The 16,506-nt window shown below is 43.8% G+C and carries 14 protein-coding genes; 2 read left to right on the forward strand and 12 right to left on the reverse strand.

Translation table 11 applies throughout. The features are described 5' to 3' along the window. The first annotated feature begins 108 nt into the window (after positions 1-108). Positions 109-300, forward strand: a complete 192-nt coding sequence (locus C1T29_RS15980; RefSeq protein ID WP_003222590.1) for a hypothetical protein — start codon at positions 109-111, stop codon at positions 298-300. 18 nt (positions 301-318) lie between these two features. Here the strand turns inward: C1T29_RS15980 and cotN are convergent, their stop codons facing one another. The 8 genes from cotN to hemA all read right to left on the reverse strand — a co-directional run bounded on the left by cotN (position 319) and on the right by hemA (position 9,449). After that, positions 319-1,344 (reverse strand): spore coat protein CotN, encoded by a 1,026-nt coding sequence (gene cotN, locus C1T29_RS15985; RefSeq protein WP_040082261.1) that lies wholly within the window; start codon positions 1,342-1,344, stop codon positions 319-321. Between the two features lie 32 nt (positions 1,345-1,376). Next, complete coding sequence (locus C1T29_RS15990; RefSeq protein WP_103749935.1) at positions 1,377-3,065, reverse strand: LysM peptidoglycan-binding domain-containing protein; 1,689 nt, start codon at positions 3,063-3,065, stop codon at positions 1,377-1,379. Positions 3,066-3,195: 130 nt separating this feature from the next. Continuing rightward, positions 3,196-4,488 (reverse strand): glutamate-1-semialdehyde 2,1-aminomutase, encoded by a 1,293-nt coding sequence (gene hemL / locus C1T29_RS15995; protein ID WP_071581539.1) that lies wholly within the window; start codon positions 4,486-4,488, stop codon positions 3,196-3,198. A 29-nt stretch (positions 4,489-4,517) separates the two neighbouring features. Beyond that, positions 4,518-5,492 (reverse strand): porphobilinogen synthase, encoded by a 975-nt coding sequence (gene hemB, locus C1T29_RS16000; protein WP_071581540.1) that lies wholly within the window; start codon positions 5,490-5,492, stop codon positions 4,518-4,520. Beyond that, complete coding sequence (gene hemD / locus C1T29_RS16005) at positions 5,489-6,277, reverse strand: uroporphyrinogen-III synthase (RefSeq protein ID WP_071581541.1); 789 nt, start codon at positions 6,275-6,277, stop codon at positions 5,489-5,491. The genes hemB and hemD overlap by 4 nt, the downstream gene beginning before the upstream one ends. Continuing rightward, a complete protein-coding gene (gene hemC / locus C1T29_RS16010) occupies positions 6,267-7,211 on the reverse strand; it encodes a hydroxymethylbilane synthase (RefSeq protein ID WP_080488113.1) in 945 nt (314 codons plus the stop codon). Before hemC ends, hemD begins: the two co-directional genes overlap by 11 nt. Positions 7,212-7,243: 32 nt before the next feature. After that, positions 7,244-8,074: a cytochrome c biogenesis protein gene (locus C1T29_RS16015; protein WP_071581542.1), complete on the reverse strand. Its 831-nt coding sequence runs from the start codon at positions 8,072-8,074 to the stop codon at positions 7,244-7,246. A gap of 7 nt (positions 8,075-8,081) precedes the next feature. Then, complete coding sequence (gene hemA, locus C1T29_RS16020) at positions 8,082-9,449, reverse strand: glutamyl-tRNA reductase (RefSeq protein WP_095432372.1); 1,368 nt, start codon at positions 9,447-9,449, stop codon at positions 8,082-8,084. A 229-nt stretch (positions 9,450-9,678) separates the two neighbouring features. On the opposite strand from hemA, the gene C1T29_RS16025 reads away from it, so the two are divergent. Then, positions 9,679-10,176 carry a hypothetical protein gene (locus C1T29_RS16025; protein WP_071581544.1) on the forward strand — a complete coding sequence of 166 codons (498 nt, stop codon included), beginning with the start codon at positions 9,679-9,681 and terminating at the stop codon, positions 10,174-10,176. A 21-nt stretch (positions 10,177-10,197) separates the two neighbouring features. On the opposite strand, the gene yihA is transcribed toward C1T29_RS16025, so the two are convergent. From yihA to clpX, 4 genes are all read right to left on the reverse strand, one after another. Further along, positions 10,198-10,785 (reverse strand): ribosome biogenesis GTP-binding protein YihA/YsxC, encoded by a 588-nt coding sequence (gene yihA, locus C1T29_RS16030; protein ID WP_014114673.1) that lies wholly within the window; start codon positions 10,783-10,785, stop codon positions 10,198-10,200. Further along, entirely contained in the window at positions 10,782-13,106 is a 2,325-nt protein-coding gene (lon, locus tag C1T29_RS16035; protein WP_071581545.1) for an endopeptidase La, read from the reverse strand. The genes yihA and lon overlap by 4 nt, the downstream gene beginning before the upstream one ends. 180 nt (positions 13,107-13,286) lie before the next feature. Further along, positions 13,287-14,945 (reverse strand): ATP-dependent protease LonB, encoded by a 1,659-nt coding sequence (lonB, locus tag C1T29_RS16040; protein WP_095432373.1) that lies wholly within the window; start codon positions 14,943-14,945, stop codon positions 13,287-13,289. A gap of 150 nt (positions 14,946-15,095) precedes the next feature. Continuing rightward, entirely contained in the window at positions 15,096-16,358 is a 1,263-nt protein-coding gene (clpX, locus tag C1T29_RS16045; RefSeq protein WP_003229613.1) for an ATP-dependent protease ATP-binding subunit ClpX, read from the reverse strand. Positions 16,359-16,506: the final 148 nt, after the last annotated feature.

Consider the following 16,506-nt stretch of genomic DNA (forward strand, 5'->3'; position numbering starts at 1 on the left):
GATTCGTCAATCATCTTTTCCAAAAACACCGCTTTCTATACAGATAGGCAGGCACCTATTGCCCAAGTTTACATATGATGCTTGTAAATGCGTAGAGGAGGATGCACTGTGAAGAAACGTTTCAGCTCTTATTCGCTGCCGCCATGGGTCAGGCAAATTCGGCTTGTATCCGCACAAGTGATTATTCCCATTACGATTTTTCAAGGAATCAGAACCATTTTCTTTCCGACAACCTTTGATGTTTTGCTGCTCGCAATCCTAATCTTTTTAGCTTGCGCCCTTCATTTAGAATGGATATAAACAAACAAGTCCGCGCCATTAAGACGTGGACTCGTTTTCAGCCTGAAATTTTTTCTCTTGTTCAATCTGATGAATTTTCATTACAAACGGCTCTATATTTTTCATTTGCCAATACGCCTTTAATAATTGTGTACATTCCTCTTTTTCATGCTGTCTTTTCCCGGCTTGATAACCGTTCAGCACCTTGTACATGGCTTGCGGATAAGCCATATAGCTGAGAAATAGACTGACTTCCGCTTCACGTAAAGGAAATGATTTCGTGTATCCATAAAACCATTCGACGCATTCCGGACAAGCTTTCGGAAAGCCTCTGAACATTTTTGTAAAAAAGCCGAGCAGGTCGTTTTGCGGCGGGCCGACAGAAGCTCTTTCGAAGTTTGTAAAATATCCCGTCCCGGTATCATTATATAGAAAATGGTGTATAGACAGGCTGCCGTGGTTCATTACAACCCTTGAAACATCCTTTTCTTTTGCCGACTCATACCAGTCCTCCAGCCGCTCCAGCGCAAAGTTCACCGCGGAAATGGTTTCTGAAAAATAGGTGATGGCCTGAAGTTCAAAAGGAGAAAGGTACCACTCCTTCTCTGCTCTATCCACAAACTGTTCATAGAAGATCTTATCATGTTCCCACTTTTTTTTCGTTTGATCGTAATACCGTTCAATCTCATCACGCCTAACCTTTAGTTCCTGCATGGTTCTTTCGTGAAGGCGGGCTGTCTCTCTAAATAAATAAGCATGTTTCTGATCACGTTCTTCTTCTTGGTCAAATTGGAGCCAAGGCATTAAATAGTAGGTATCTCCGTATTGCCTGCCTGCTGAGAAAAACTCACCGCTATTTGTTCTGTATACAGGAACAAAAGAACGAAAACCTTTTTCCTCAATCGCCACCATATGATCTGTAAATTGCCTGCCGCGACCCTCTTTCAACTTTTTCAGGGCGAATACGCCGTAGTCTGTATACACCTTCCAAACAAGAGGACTGACAGGCTCAATAAATTGAGCAGTCAGTCCGTATTCCTGAAGAACCGATTGGGTATCTTCCATTTCATTCACCACATTTTCCGATCGCTTACGGTTTATGCATGGCTATTTTTATATTGAGGAATATAGAGAATCTGCCCTGCTTTTAATTCATCATCCAAGGCTAAAGAATTCATCCTGATCAGCTGCTGGGATGTAATTTCATACCGTTCGCATAAACGTTCGATCGTATCTTCCTGCTGCACAATGCAGATTTTCATTCTCGAAAACTCATCCTCTTCTCTTGTAAAAAGTTTCGTTAGATAAAGAGAATTATCACTTTCCTTTGTTTGAGGTTCCTTCGTTTCAGCAGCAGGGGAAACCCTAGGAACAGCATTCGTTTCCTTCCTTTCAGTCTCAGAGGATTCAGGCAGCTGGAAGGATTGAAAAGGTGTTTCTTCCATAGGCTCTTCAGCCGGTGGTGTTTTTCTCACTTCAATTTCGAAGCTTTCTTCCTCTTGTTCTTCCTCCTCCAGCAGCTTAGGCGCTGAATAAAAAGAATCCTCCTCTTCTTGTTCGGGCAGGAAGGTACGATAGGCCGGTTCAGGCGATTCTTCTTGATCCTCCTCTGAGCCTGTTTTTTGATTGAAATGGAAATGCAAATCGGCTTTGTCACTCTCCGCATATACTGCTGAAGCTGTTTTTTTCTCTCTGTTTTCTTCTATGGAGAGAGCGGCCTCTGGTACATTCTCCAAAGCTCCATCCGGTTCCGGCTCTTCTTGACAAAGCGCCGTACCAGCCTGATCCGATTGAGGCTCTTCTTCATTTTGAGCCTCTTGACGCAATGCGTATTCATGAATAGATGTTTCTGCTTTTTCCTCTTTGACCACAGTCTCTGAATGAAGTTCAGCTTCCAATGCAGGCGATTCTTCTGCGCCAGCGTGTTCACGAAGCTCATCCTCCGCTGGAGAGTCTGCTTTTTCACGAACATCTGCTGCAGCTGCCGGCTCTGCCGTTTCTTTTTTTGCTTTAACGATCTCTTGAATCTCTATTTCTGAAGCAGCAGGTTCTGGCTCCGATTCTGTACGAACCTCTGCTTCCATCACTGCAGGCTCTTCAGCCTCGTCTTCCTCTTTTCCATCTTCTCTGGCCTCTGGTTCTGAAGCAACCGATTCAGGCGGCTCAGATTCTGCTTTTTCTGTCTCCAGTTCTTCACGGAGCCCTGCTTTTGAGACAAAAAGTTCTGGCGGTTCATCCTGAAGAACTGCTTTCTCTGCCGATGATGCACCTGGTTCTTCTACATTATGTGCCGGCGGCTCTGAAAGCTCTTCCTCCCTGAACGCCTCAGGAGCTTCATATAAAGGTATCTCCGGTTCTTTGTCTTGCGTATCATCCAAAAGACCTTCGATCGCTAAATCAGCTTGAATTGTTAAAATGCGCGAATTCGTTAATTGATAGTCAAATGCGTCAATAAAAACAAAGACATCCTGTAAATGGCTCACTTTATTTTTTGGAATGGTAATATCCACAGGAAAACAGTGAGCCAGTTCCGCACTTCCATCCTCTCTCTTTCTGACTTGCTCAACAAACCGCTTATCTGTATACATCTCTTCGGTATGTTTGTTTTGATCTATGTTGTACTCACCTGTAAGTTCAAGCGATCCTCTGATTGATACATAATCATTTACTTCCTGAACCCTGATATCAGGATCTAATGAAATTGAAAGCAGTTCAGAAACTTCCTGTCCTTTTTGGAAACAGATCGATTCTTCTACAGAAAATTGCAATCGATGATTTTGCGGCAAGTTCATATCCTCCTTTCATCTAATCCTTAAAATTAGATGTCACTAAAGGTGTATGTATGAACTGGAGAAAATATGAGTGGGAGCACACGAAAAAACCGGCACAAGGAGTCCTTGATGCCGGTTTTTACTCTTATCTGCGGCTGATTTCAGCAAATACGTTCTCAGCTGCCTGGATTGTGTTTTCAATATCTTCATCAGTATGGGCCGTTGAGAGAAACAGTCCTTCGAATTGTGATGGCGGAAGGAATATCCCTTCATTTGCCATCCCTTTATAATAGCTTGCAAACAGCTTCAAATCTGATGATTTCGCTGTTTCATAATTGATGACAGGTTCGTTTGTAAAGAAGAAACCAATCATGGAACCTGCACGGTTAAAGGTATGCGGAATGCCATGTGCCTCGGCGGCTTTTGAAATTCCTTCTTCCAGCCTGTCGCCTTTTTTGATGAAATTCTTGTAGGATTCAGGTGTCAACTGCTTCAATGTCTCTAATCCAGCCGTCATCGCAAGCGGGTTGCCTGACAATGTACCCGCTTGATAGATCGGACCGCTCGGAGCGATCTGCTCCATGATTTCTGCCTTTCCGCCATAAGCGCCAACAGGAAGTCCGCCCCCGATTACTTTTCCTAAACAAGTCAGGTCAGGCGCTACGCCGAAGTAGCCTTGAGCGCAGTTATAGTCGACCCGGAAGCCTGTCATCACTTCATCAAAAATCAGCAGGGAGCCATATTGCTCAGTGATATCACGCAGACCCTGCAGGAAGCCTTCTTGCGGCGGAACAACGCCCATATTTCCGGCAACCGGCTCTACGATGACTCCCGCAATGTCTTCACCGAATTGCTGGAAAGCAAGCTTTACACTTTCTAAATCATTGTACGGAACGGTGATGGTATTTTTTGCAATGCCTTCAGGCACACCAGGGCTGTCAGGCAGACCGAGAGTGGCTACACCTGAACCTGCTTTAATCAAGAGGGAATCGCCGTGTCCGTGGTAGCAGCCCTCAAATTTTAGAATCTTGTTGCGGCCCGTATAGCCCCTTGCCAAACGGAGGGCGCTCATTGTAGCCTCCGTTCCGGAGCTGACCATACGTACAATTTCTACAGATGGCACACGATCAATAACGAGCTTTGCCAGTTCATTTTCCACTTCTGTCGGAGCACCGAAGCTTGTCCCGTATTCAGCCACTTTTTTAAGGCTTTCAACAACGCGGTCATTCGTATGTCCTAAAATTAAAGGCCCCCATGACAAGACGTAGTCAATATATTCATTCCCGTCAATATCAAAGATTTTCGAACCTTTTCCGCGCTCCATAAAAATCGGGTCCATGTCTACTGATTTAAATGCGCGAACGGGACTGTTCACACCACCCGGCATGAGTTTTTGCGCTTCTTTAAAAGCCGATTTTGATTTTTCATAGCTTCTCATCTGCCTCAACTCCTGTCAACTGAATAAAATTACTCCGCAAGCCATTTCGCTGCGTCTTTCGCATGATACGTAATAATCAGGTCCGCACCCGCGCGCTTCATGCTTGTCAAAATTTCCAACACAATTTCTTTTTCCTTGATCCAGCCGTTCTGCGCTGCAGCCTTCACCATTGAATACTCTCCGCTTACATTATAAGCGACGAGCGGCAAAGTAAACTCATTTTTCACGTCACGCATGATATCCATATATGAAAGCGAAGGTTTGACAATCAAAAAGTCCGCGCCTTCCTCGACATCTGATTGTGCTTCGCGGAGTGCCTCCATACGGTTGGCAGGATCCATCTGATATGTTTTGCGGTCACCAAATTGCGGTGTGCTGTTTGCTGCGTCACGGAACGGACCGTAAAACTCACTTGAATATTTTACAGCGTAAGACATGATTGGAATATTGACGAATCCTTCTTTATCGAGCGCTTCTCTGATCACTGTAACAAATCCGTCCATCATGTTTGATGGCGCAATGATATCCGCACCTGCCTTCGCTTGGCTGACAGCTGTCTGCGCTAAAAGCTCAAGCGATTCATCATTGAGGATGACCCCGTCTTTGACAAGTCCGCAATGGCCGTGGTCTGTATATTCGCATAAGCACGTGTCAGCGACAACCACCATTTCAGGGAAGTGTTTTTTAATTTCCGTGATGGCTTTTTGAACGATACCATGATCATGGTACGCTTGAGTTCCGCAATCATCCTTTTCTTCCGGGATGCCGAACACGATAACAGATTGAATTCCCAGTTTGACCAGCTCAGCTACTTCATCCTTCAATAGATCTAATGATACATGATAAACATCAGGCATTGACGGAACAGCTTTTTTGCCTTCAAGCCCTTCAACGACAAAAATCGGATAGATAAAATCGGATGGATGCAAACGTGTTTCCTTTACCATCTCTCTCATTGCATTTGATGTCCGCAGGCGGCGGTGTCTATTAAATGATTGACTCATATTCTCTCTTCCTCTCTAGACATGCTGCACATTAACTCAAGCATGCCATCTATTGTAAATGTATCTGGTGTATACGATGTAATGCCATACGTCAGAAGGGCGTCCCTTGTTAAAGGTCCGATGGTGATACAGGCAGTCTCATTCGCCTTCCACTTTTTTAATTCTTCTCCCAAGACATGCATAAACGTATGTACGGTTGATGAACTCGTAAATGTTACATAGTCAAAGGAATATTGACCCGCAGCCTTCTTCAGTGCCTTGATGCCTTCTTCGTCCGGAATCGTTTCGTAGAGAACCCATTCCTTCACTTCAAAACCGAGCGGAACAAGCTCTTGTTTTATCACATCACGTGACAAATTCCCCTTCATCACGGTAATCCGCTCTCCCGGTTCAGCATGCTGCTTAAGAGCGGCAGCCAATTGTTCAGCAATATAGTCCTGCGGCATCACATCAACCGATACGTTATGCGTTTTTAAACGGCGGGCGGTTTTTTCACCGACGGCCGCAATTTTTTTATGTGCAGGGAGAATAAGCTGATTTTCCTTCAGATAAGAAAAAAAGAAGTCTGCCCCATTCACGCTTGTAAAAACAAGCCAGCCTGGCGCGGCAAGATCCTCTCTCACCTGTTCCGCAACATCATTCGGCAAAGCGGGGCGAAACGTAATCAAAGAGGTCAAAACCGCTTTTCCGCCAAGCGCCTCCACTTTGTGCTGAAATGATGTTGCCTGTGCTTTATTCCGGGTGACAAGCACTGTTTTTCCTTTCAGGGGAAAATCATTTTCCATCCTCATCAAGCTCCCGTTTTACACGATCAATTAAATCTTTTGCTCCTTTGTCAGCCATAAGAGCGGCACAACGCTTTCCTACTTCCTCCGGATCGTTTCCGATGACGGTTTCTTTAAAAATGATTTTGCCGTCAGGAGAAGCGACAAGCCCTGTCATTTCAATTTCATCCTGCCCGTTTAACACAGAGTAGCCTGCGATCGGAACCTGGCAGCCGCCCTCCATCGCATTTAAAAAAGCACGTTCTGCCAAAACAGTCCGTTTTGTATATTCATCTGTAAACTGAGAAAACAACGCTAACAGCTCTTCATCCGATTCTCGGCACTCAATCGCCAGTGCTCCTTGCCCCACTGCAGGCAAACAACGCTCAGGCTCAAGGAATTCGGTTACGACATCCTGCTTCCACCCCATTCTGGAAAGGCCGGCAGCGGCTAAAATAATCGCGTCATAATCCTCTGTTTCAAGCTTTTGAAGTCTCGTATCTATATTCCCTCTAATCCATTTAATTGTAAGGTCAGGCCGCTCAATCAAAAGCTGTGCGCTTCTTCTTAAACTGCTTGTGCCAATGACAGCGCCTTCCTTCATTTCTGAAAGCTTTACGCGATTCTTTGAAATAAGGGCATCACGAGGATCTTCCCGTTCAGGAATACAGCCGATCACAAGGCCTTCAGGCAAAACAGCAGGCATGTCCTTCATGCTGTGCACTGCCATATCAATTTCTTCGTTTAAAAGCGCTTGTTCAATTTCTTTGACAAACAGCCCTTTTCCACCCACTTTTGAGAGTGTGACATCAACAATCCGGTCACCCTTTGTCACGATCTCTTTAATTTCAAAAGCAAACGAAGGGCTGATTTCCTTCAGTTTTTGGATAACCCATTTTGTTTGAGTCATAGCGAGTTTGCTTCGTCTGGAACCTACTTTAATCGTTCTCATCATTTCTTTCCTCCCGAATCTGCTTGGGACATCATTTAACTGAACCAATGGAATTGCGACAGGCTTCCAAGCAGGAAATAATTGATCATCAGCACGAGAAAACAAGCCGTATTCCACAGTGCAGCGACCTTTCCTTGCAGCTCTTTAATCAGCCTGATATAAAGATAATAGCTGTACAGCAGCAGGACGACAAACGAACCAAGCACTTTGGCGTCAAACCAATACAGCGTTTCTAGAGAGACATATGCCCAAATAACGCCGAGAATCAAACTCAGCAGCAGCATCGGAACGCCGATCACATTTAAAACATACGCCATATAATCAAGCTTTGATAAATCTTCTATTCTCAACAGCCATTTTCCCCACTTTTTCTTTTTCAGCAGATGATATTGAAACATGTACAACACAGAAAAAACGAAAGAAAGGGAAAAAGCGCCGTATGAAAGAATCGCCATTGTAATATGAATCACCAAAAGCTCGGATACAAGCTGCCCGGAAAAAGCCGCTGACTGCTGCTCTGACGGTGAAAATGTGTGAATGGCGATCATAGAAAATCCTATAACATTTGTAAAAAACACAATAAAGTCAACACGTAAAAGCTTTGTCAATACAAGTGACAGCGTGACAAGCACCCAGGCATAAAAATAAAGCGCCTCCGTCACATTTAATACCGGAAACCGCCCCGTCACCCACATAAAATAGGCCAAATACACGGTTTGCAGAGTCCAGACAATAGAAAGCAACCAGAAGGCCATTTTTCCAGCCTTCCGGTTGTGTTGAAGAAAATCTATAAAATAAAAGAGTACACTTAACGCGTAAATGACGATTGTCCCCTCATTAAGTCTTGCCATTGCAGTATCAATCATTCAGCTTTCACTCACTTACAAGTGGGCTAAAGCCCGCTTTTGATTCAGCCTTTTTAAAAGAGTGGACCTTCTGGCTGCTTTCAAGGGTTTTCATCATTTGACGTCCCGCAGCTTCTTCAATATCAAAAATCTGCATAAACAACGAGAGCTTTTCTTCAGAATCAGCATCTGCTGCAAGCTCTTTCACCTTTAAAATCGGATCGCGCAGCATTTGGTTAATGATACTTTTGGTGTGTTTGTTCAACAGTTTTTTCTCTCTTGTGCTTAAGTGAGGCAGCTTACGCTCGATGCTGTCCATCGTTTCTGACTGGATGGCAAGCGCCTTTTCGCGCAATGCAGAAATAACCGGCACAACACCAAGTGTATTCATCCATTGTTTAAATTCGACAATGGTTTCTTCAATTAACAGTTCAACTTTTTCAGCGGTTTCTCTCCGCTCTTTCATGTTCGCTTCTACAATGCCTTCCAGATCGTCGATATCATAAAGAAAAACACCTTCAAGATCATTCAGCGCCGGATCAAGATCTCTAGGCACAGCAATGTCCACCATAAACAGCGGACGTCCCTTGCGAAGCTTATTCGCGTTTTCCATCATCTCTTTGGACACGACAAATTCACTTGCACCGGTTGAACTGATTAAAATATCAGCCTCCGCAAGCGCGCTTTCAAGCTGATTCAAGCTTCTCGCTTCACCGGAGAAACGGTCAGCAAGCTCTTTCGCTTTCAAGTATGTTCGGTTAATGACAGTGACCTTGCCGATTCCTTGTCCGTGCAGGTTTTCTGCAGCAAGCTCGCCCATTTTTCCCGCACCGAGAATCAATATGTGCTTGCTTGAGAGATTTCCGAAGATTTTTTTAGCAAGTTCAACTGCAGCATAGCTTACAGACACCGCATTTGAGCCAATGTCTGTTTCGGCGTGAGTCCGTTTGCCCACTGTAACAGCCTGCTTAAACAGCTCATTAAAAATAGTCCCGATCGTTTTTTCTTGCTGAGCTGTTTTAAAGCTGTCGCGTACCTGTCCGAGAATCTGCGTTTCACCAATCACCATCGAATCCAGTCCGCAGGCTACACGAAATAAATGCTCAACAGCTGCATCGCTCTCATAAAATGTTAAGAACGGTGACAGCTCTTCTTTGCTTAATTGAAACCAATCAGCTAAGAACTTTTTTATATAATAACGGCCGGTATGGAGCTGGTCGACTACCGCATAAATTTCAGTGCGGTTGCAGGTGGAGACAATGATGTTTTCCAGAATGCTTTTCTCTTCTTTCAGCTGCACCATTGCGTCTGCCAGCTCATTCGGCTGAAAACTTACTTTTTCACGTATCTCAATAGGGGCGGATTTATAATCTACTCCCACAACAAGTATATGCATCGCTTTAATTACACCCCCAACACCCAATCTTAATTTATAATTATTCTAACATAGAACTCATTATTTATAATAATTATAACATAGATTCTTTCACAAAATGTGAACAGATTTTAAAATTCTTATGCTATATTAGAAAAAGCTTCATGGAAAAGAAGCATTCCTATTGACAATACCAAAAACAGCAGAAATTTACTACACATCAGCTCTAAAAAACAAGAAGGTGATATGCATGAAACAAAAATCAATTTTATTCCCTTGTCTGCTGCTTGCCGCTTCTTTATATGCTTGGCTTGAAAGCGGCCAAGCGGAACTGTTTTCAGGACAGGATCAATGGCCTGTTCTCCTCATGCTGTTAGGCGCAGCCTTTGTATATCAAGGAAAAAAAGAAGCCGTTGCACCCCATTTCTTTATCGGTTTGCTTCTCTTCGGGATCGGTTTACACTTTTTTGCCAAGCCGAAATGGGTATGGTGGCCGGATGATTTTGAAATGCTTCTCTTTATGATCGGCTTCTCACTACTCGTTTCAACCGTTCAAAAAAAAGAATATGTATATGAGGCTGTGTCGATGATTTGTTTTTCCCTGTTTTTGTACTTTTTCAAACAAATTATGGCGTGGCTTGAGTCTGCGCATATTCCAACAGCACTTCTGAAGGAGTATTGGCCGTTTGTCTTTATTGGAATCAGTTTATTGTTATTATTGATAAAACGGAAAAAATCTATACGATAAATAAAACCGGTAGAGGATTCTCTACCGGTTTATCATTTTTTTGATCGCTCCCCAAGCTTCGTCTTTCCCCTTTTTCGTTTCTGAGGAAAAGAGAATCAGCTCGTCTTCCGGATCAATATTTAATGTTTGTCGGACAACCTTCGCGTGTTTGTCCCATTTTCCTTTCGGGATCTTATCCGCCTTTGTAGCGATAATAATAACAGGAATGCCGTAATACTTTAAGAATTCATACATCTGTACATCATCATTGGACGGCGCATGCCGCAAATCAACGATCTGTACCACTGCTTTTAATTCCTCGCGTGTCGTGATATAGGTTTCAATCATTCTGCCCCAAGCTTCACGCTCAGACTTTGACACTTTGGCAAAACCGTACCCCGGCACATCCACAAAATGCAGCTCATCATTGATAATATAGAAATTAAGCGTTTGTGTTTTTCCAGGCTTTGACGATGTTCTCGCAAGATTTTTGCGATTGATTAATGAATTGATAAAAGACGATTTTCCTACGTTTGATCTTCCGGCCAATGCAATTTCCGGTAGCCCTCCTTCAGGGTACTGTTCCGGTTTTACTGCACTGATCACGATTTCTGACTTTGTGACTTTCATTTCTTCTCTCCTACTAAGGCATGTTCCAAAACTTCGTCTAGGTGGGATGCCAATATAAATGTCAGCCCCTCTCTGACGCTTTCAGGAATATCCTCTATATCTTTTTCATTCTCTTTAGGCGCAATAATGGTCTTCAATCCCGCTCTATGTGCGCCAAGCGCTTTTTCCTTCAGTCCGCCGATTGGCAGCACGCGCCCGCGAAGCGTAATTTCCCCAGTCATGCCGACTTCACGAGAAACTGCCCGCCCCGTTAAAGCAGAAACAAGTGCTGTTGCCATCGTAATGCCGGCTGACGGACCATCTTTAGGCACCGCACCCTCTGGTACATGTATATGAATATCATACTTCTCATGAAAGTCAGGTTCAATGCCAAGTTCTTCTGTTTTGGATCGCACATAGCTGAATGCTGCCTGAGCTGACTCTCTCATTACATCACCGAGCTTTCCAGTCAGGATTAATTTCCCTTTTCCCGGTGAAAGCGATACTTCAATCGAAAGCGTATCTCCGCCAACGGTTGTATAGGCAAGCCCTGTCACTACACCAACTTGATCCTCTGTTTCAGCTTGTCCATATCTGAAAATGCGTTTTCCGATAAAATCTTGAAGGTTCTTCTCAGTAACCGTAATCCGTTTTCGCTCTTCAGCAACAATGGCTTTTGCAGCTTTTCGGCAAATTGCGGCAAGCTGGCGTTCAAGGCTTCTTACACCCGCTTCCCTCGTATAGTAACGAATAATATCAAGAATCGCCTGATCACGCAGCTGCAAGTTGCTTTTCTTCAGCCCGTGTTCTTTGATCTGCTTTGGAAGCAAGTGATCCTTTACGATTTCGAGTTTTTCTATTTCTGTGTAGCCTGCGATATTAATAATTTCCATTCTATCTCTGAGCGGCCCTGGAATTGTAGCCAAATTGTTCGCCGTTGCGATAAACAGCACTTTTGATAAATCAAAGGTTTCTTCAATATAGTGATCACTGAAGCTGCTGTTTTGCTCTGGATCAAGCACTTCAAGCATAGCAGATGACGGATCTCCTCTAAAATCAGATGACATTTTGTCAATTTCATCTAATAAGAAAACTGGGTTCAGCTTGCCGGCTTTTTTCATCCCCTGAATAATCCGTCCTGGCATTGCTCCGACATAGGTTCGTCTGTGTCCGCGGATCTCTGATTCATCCCGTACTCCTCCGAGTGAGATTCTGACGAATTTCCGTCCCAAGCTTTTTGCAATTGATTTGGCTAAAGACGTCTTTCCGACACCTGGAGGTCCTGCCAAACAGAGGATCGGGCCTTTCAGGGATTTTGTCAGCTTCTGGACAGCCAAATATTCTAAAATACGTTCTTTTACTTTTTCAAGTCCGTGATGCTCTTCGTCCAAGAGACGTCCTGCTTCTTTCAAATCAAGCTTATCATCTGTTTCATCCGTCCACGGGAGAGCAATCAGCCAGTCGATATAGCTGCGGATGACGGAGCTTTCCGCAGAACTTGACGGAATTTTTTCATATCGGTTCAATTCCTTAAGGGCTGTTTCCTTCACATGATCAGGCATGCCTGCTTCTTCAATTTTTTCAGTCAGCGTCTGAACTTCGCCAGTTTTGCCTTCTTTATCGCCAAGCTCTTTTTGGATCGCCTTCATCTGTTCACGCAAATAGTATTCCTTCTGCGTACGTTCCATTGAACGTTTGACACGCTGGCCGATTTTTTTCTCAATCTCCAGCACTTCTTTTTCATTATTAATAAAATCAATGACCTTGTTCAGCCTGTCTTTGACATCTGCCGTTTCTAAAATATCCTGCTTATCCTTTAGTTTAAGGGGCAGATGAGAAGCAACGATGTCTGCCATTCTCCCCGGCTCTTCGATATCAGTAACCGCGGCGTACGTTTCGGCCGAGATTTTTTTAGAAATTTTTATGTACTGATCAAAGTGGTCTAGCAAAGTCCGCATCAACGCTTCGTCTTCTGTATCTTTTGAATCATCTTCATGAATGAGTTGAATGTCAACCGACGTGTATTCCTCGTGTTCATTATAATTAACGATTTGGGCGCGCTTGAGACCCTCCACCAACACACGAATCGTACCGTTCGGAAGCTTCAGCATTTGCTTAATTTTTGTATAGGTGCCGACAGTGAAAATCTCGTCTTCACCAGGTTCGTCTATCGAAATATCCTGCTGAGTGGCTAAAAATATCATATGATCATGCATCATTGCCTGTTCAAGAGCCTGAACCGACTTGTCACGTCCTACATCTAAATGCAAAACCATCGTCGGGTACACTAATAAACCTCTTAAAGGGAGGAGCGGGATGCTGCGTTTTAATTCTTCTGCCATGTGACTGACACCTCCGTGACTTTAGTATGAACCATTATAATACAACTTTTTCATCCTTGTACAATAAACGGCATGGTTCCATTTTCTATAAAGCAGTCTCCTCGTAGTATACCCTTTCTTTCTGATATGAAAAAGGAAAAGATGTCCTTCATGAAAAAAACCCTATTATAAAAATAGGGTTTAAACGGATTCTTTATTAATTTCAATATGGAACGGTTTTTGTTCCGTTGGCGGATTCACTAAAATTTCATCAAGCACTTCTTGGAACGTCTTCACTGCAACAATCTCGATTTCGTCAATCTGCTTTAAGATCGCCTGCTGATTTTCATATGGAATAATCACCTTTTTCGCACCGGACTGCTTGGCCGCTTTTATTTTCGGTATAACGCCTCCGATAGGTTTCACAAGGCCGTTCAAGCTGATTTCGCCTGTCATCGCAACGGTATTGTCAATAGGAATTTTGTGTATCGCCGAGAAAATCCCCGCCGCCATCGCGATGCCTGCTGACGGCCCATCAATCGGAACCCCTCCTGGGAAATTGATGTGAATATCATAATCAGACGGCTTCATTCCCATTGTCCGGAGCACGGTTAACACATTTTCAACCGAACCCTTCGCCATGCTTTTTCGCCTGATTGATTTTGATTGGCTGCCGATGCTTTCTTCTTCAGCAATTCCTGTGATATTAATTGATCCTTTATCTTGAGCCGCGGTTACACTTACTTCGATTTCCAGAAGCGACCCGCTGTTAGGCCCATAGACTGCAAGTCCATTTACAATGCCGACCTGCGGTTCAACACCGATTTTTTGCTCATGCTTCGGTGTAAGCTGACTAGAGTGGATGACCCATTCAATATCCTCAATGGTAATGTCTTTCCGATTCTCCGTAACAGCCATCCCCGCTGCGATTTGAATCATATTGACAGCTTCCCGTCCGTTCCTCGTATAGCTGGTCAGCAGATCGAGGCCTTCTTCAGAGATATTTTTTTCAATTTTATCCGCTGCTGTTTTGGCAACAGTTTTCAGTTCGTCCTTTTCAAGCTCGCGGAAAAAAACCTCCAAACAGCGGGACCGGATAGCTGGCGGAATTTCGTTTGGCATTCTCGTGGTCGCGCCAATCAAGCGGAAATCAGCCGGCAGCCCATTTTGAAAAATATCATGAATGTGATTCGGAATTTGTGTATTTTCCTCACTGTAATACGCACTGTCTAAAAAGACTTTTCTGTCCTCAAGCACCTTCAGCATTTTATTCATTTGAATAGGATGCAGCTCCCCTATTTCATCAATAAACAGCACACCGCCATGGGCATGAGTGACAGCTCCCTGCTTCGGCTGCGGTATCCCAGCCTGCCCCATTGCACCGGCCCCTTGGTATATCGGGTCATGGACAGAGCCGATGAGCGGATCGGCAATTCCTCTTTCATCAAAACGGGCTGTTGTCGCATCGAGTTCCACAAAAACAGCTTGCTCTTTAAACGGTGATTGTTTATGTTTTTTTGCTTCTTCCAACACAAGCCGCGCAGCAGCCGTTTTTCCAACTCCCGGCGGTCCATAGACAATGACATGCTGAGGATTCGGTCCGCACAAAGCCGCCTTTAATGCTTTAATACCGTCTTCCTGTCCGACAATATCTTGAAAGCTTTTGGGGCGGACCTTCTCAGATAATGGCTCGGACAAGCTAATAGCGCGCATTTTCCGAAGCTGCTCCATTTCCTTCTTTGATTCTTTATCTATCGTGACCTTTTGTGTCCTTTGATTTTTAAGCAAATTCCAAAAATACAAACCAATGATGATCCCAAAAAACAGCTGAATAAATAACGCGATCCCTGTCCAACTCATGGTGGTCCCTCCTGAAAAACAATTTATGTATCCAATTCATTCCTCTGATTGCTAGTATCTCCCATAGGAGGCGGGAATAAACGTTTTTCCGGAAGAGTTTACATGCAAAAAACCTCCTGAATGATTCATTCAGGAGGTTTGTGTTTATCTTTATGCAGATGTTTTATCTTGGCTAACCTCAGTGCCGTCTTTTAATAAGAGGCGAGGAGGCTCTCCGTGTGTCACAGTTGCCCCGGTAATCACACATTTTTCAATGTCATCACGAGAAGGCAGCTCAAACATCACATCAAGCATGATGCCTTCAATGATAGAACGGAGTCCGCGTGCGCCAGTCTTGCGTTCAATCGCTTTTTTAGCGATTTCAGAAAGCGCTTCTTCTTCAAACTCAAGCTCAACGTTGTCAAGCTCAAGCATTTTCTTGAATTGCTTAACAAGAGCGTTTTTCGGTTTTGTTAAGATCGCAACCAATGCTTCTTCGTCAAGCTTTTCAAGGCTTGCAATAACCGGAAGACGTCCGATAAACTCAGGAATTAACCCGAAGCGGAGCAAATCTTCAGGAAGCACTTTTGAAAGAAGATCTTCTTTCTCAAGATCAGCAGCTTTGTTGTCAGCACCGAATCCAATCACTTTTTGGCCTAAACGGCGTTTGATGATTTGTTCGATACCATCGAAAGCTCCGCCGCAAATGAACAAAATATTTGTTGTGTCAATTTGAATGAATTCTTGATGAGGATGCTTACGTCCTCCTTGAGGCGGCACGCTCGCCACTGTACCCTCAAGAATTTTAAGCAATGCCTGCTGTACGCCCTCACCTGACACGTCACGTGTGATAGACGGGTTTTCAGATTTTCTAGCCACTTTATCGATTTCATCAATATAGATAATGCCTTTTTCAGCTTTTTCCACATCATAATCAGCAGCTTGGATGAGTTTCAAGAGAATATTCTCTACATCTTCACCCACGTATCCAGCTTCAGTCAAAGATGTAGCGTCTGCAATCGCAAACGGCACATTTAAAATGCGAGCCAACGTTTGCGCCAGAAGGGTTTTACCGCTTCCTGTAGGCCCGATTAATGAAATATTACTTTTGGAAAGCTCAACATCATCGACTTTGCTGTTGGAGTTAATGCGCTTATAGTGGTTATACACAGCAACAGCAAGTGATTTCTTCGCTTGATCTTGGCCGATGACATATTCATTCAAGATTTCACGAATTTCCTGAGGCTTTGGTACGTCTTTAAATTCTACTTCTTCTTCTGTTCCGAGTTCTTCCTCTACAATTTCAGTGCAGAGTTCGATACATTCGTCACATATATATACACCAGGCCCAGCTACAAGCTTACGAACCTGATCTTGTGTTTTTCCACAGAACGAGCATTTCAATTGTCCTTTTTCCTCGTTAAATTTAAACATTCTTTCACCCCTTAATCTTGTCTCACTTTTTCTTTTACCGGCAGAGCAAAAGAAAATGATTCTTGAAACGAAACGAGTATGTATTGCATTTTACCATACTTTCCAAAAAGACGGTAACAATGTGTTTCTGACTTGCACATTCTATATG

It is taken from the genome of Bacillus sp. MBGLi79 (genome assembly GCF_002953915.1).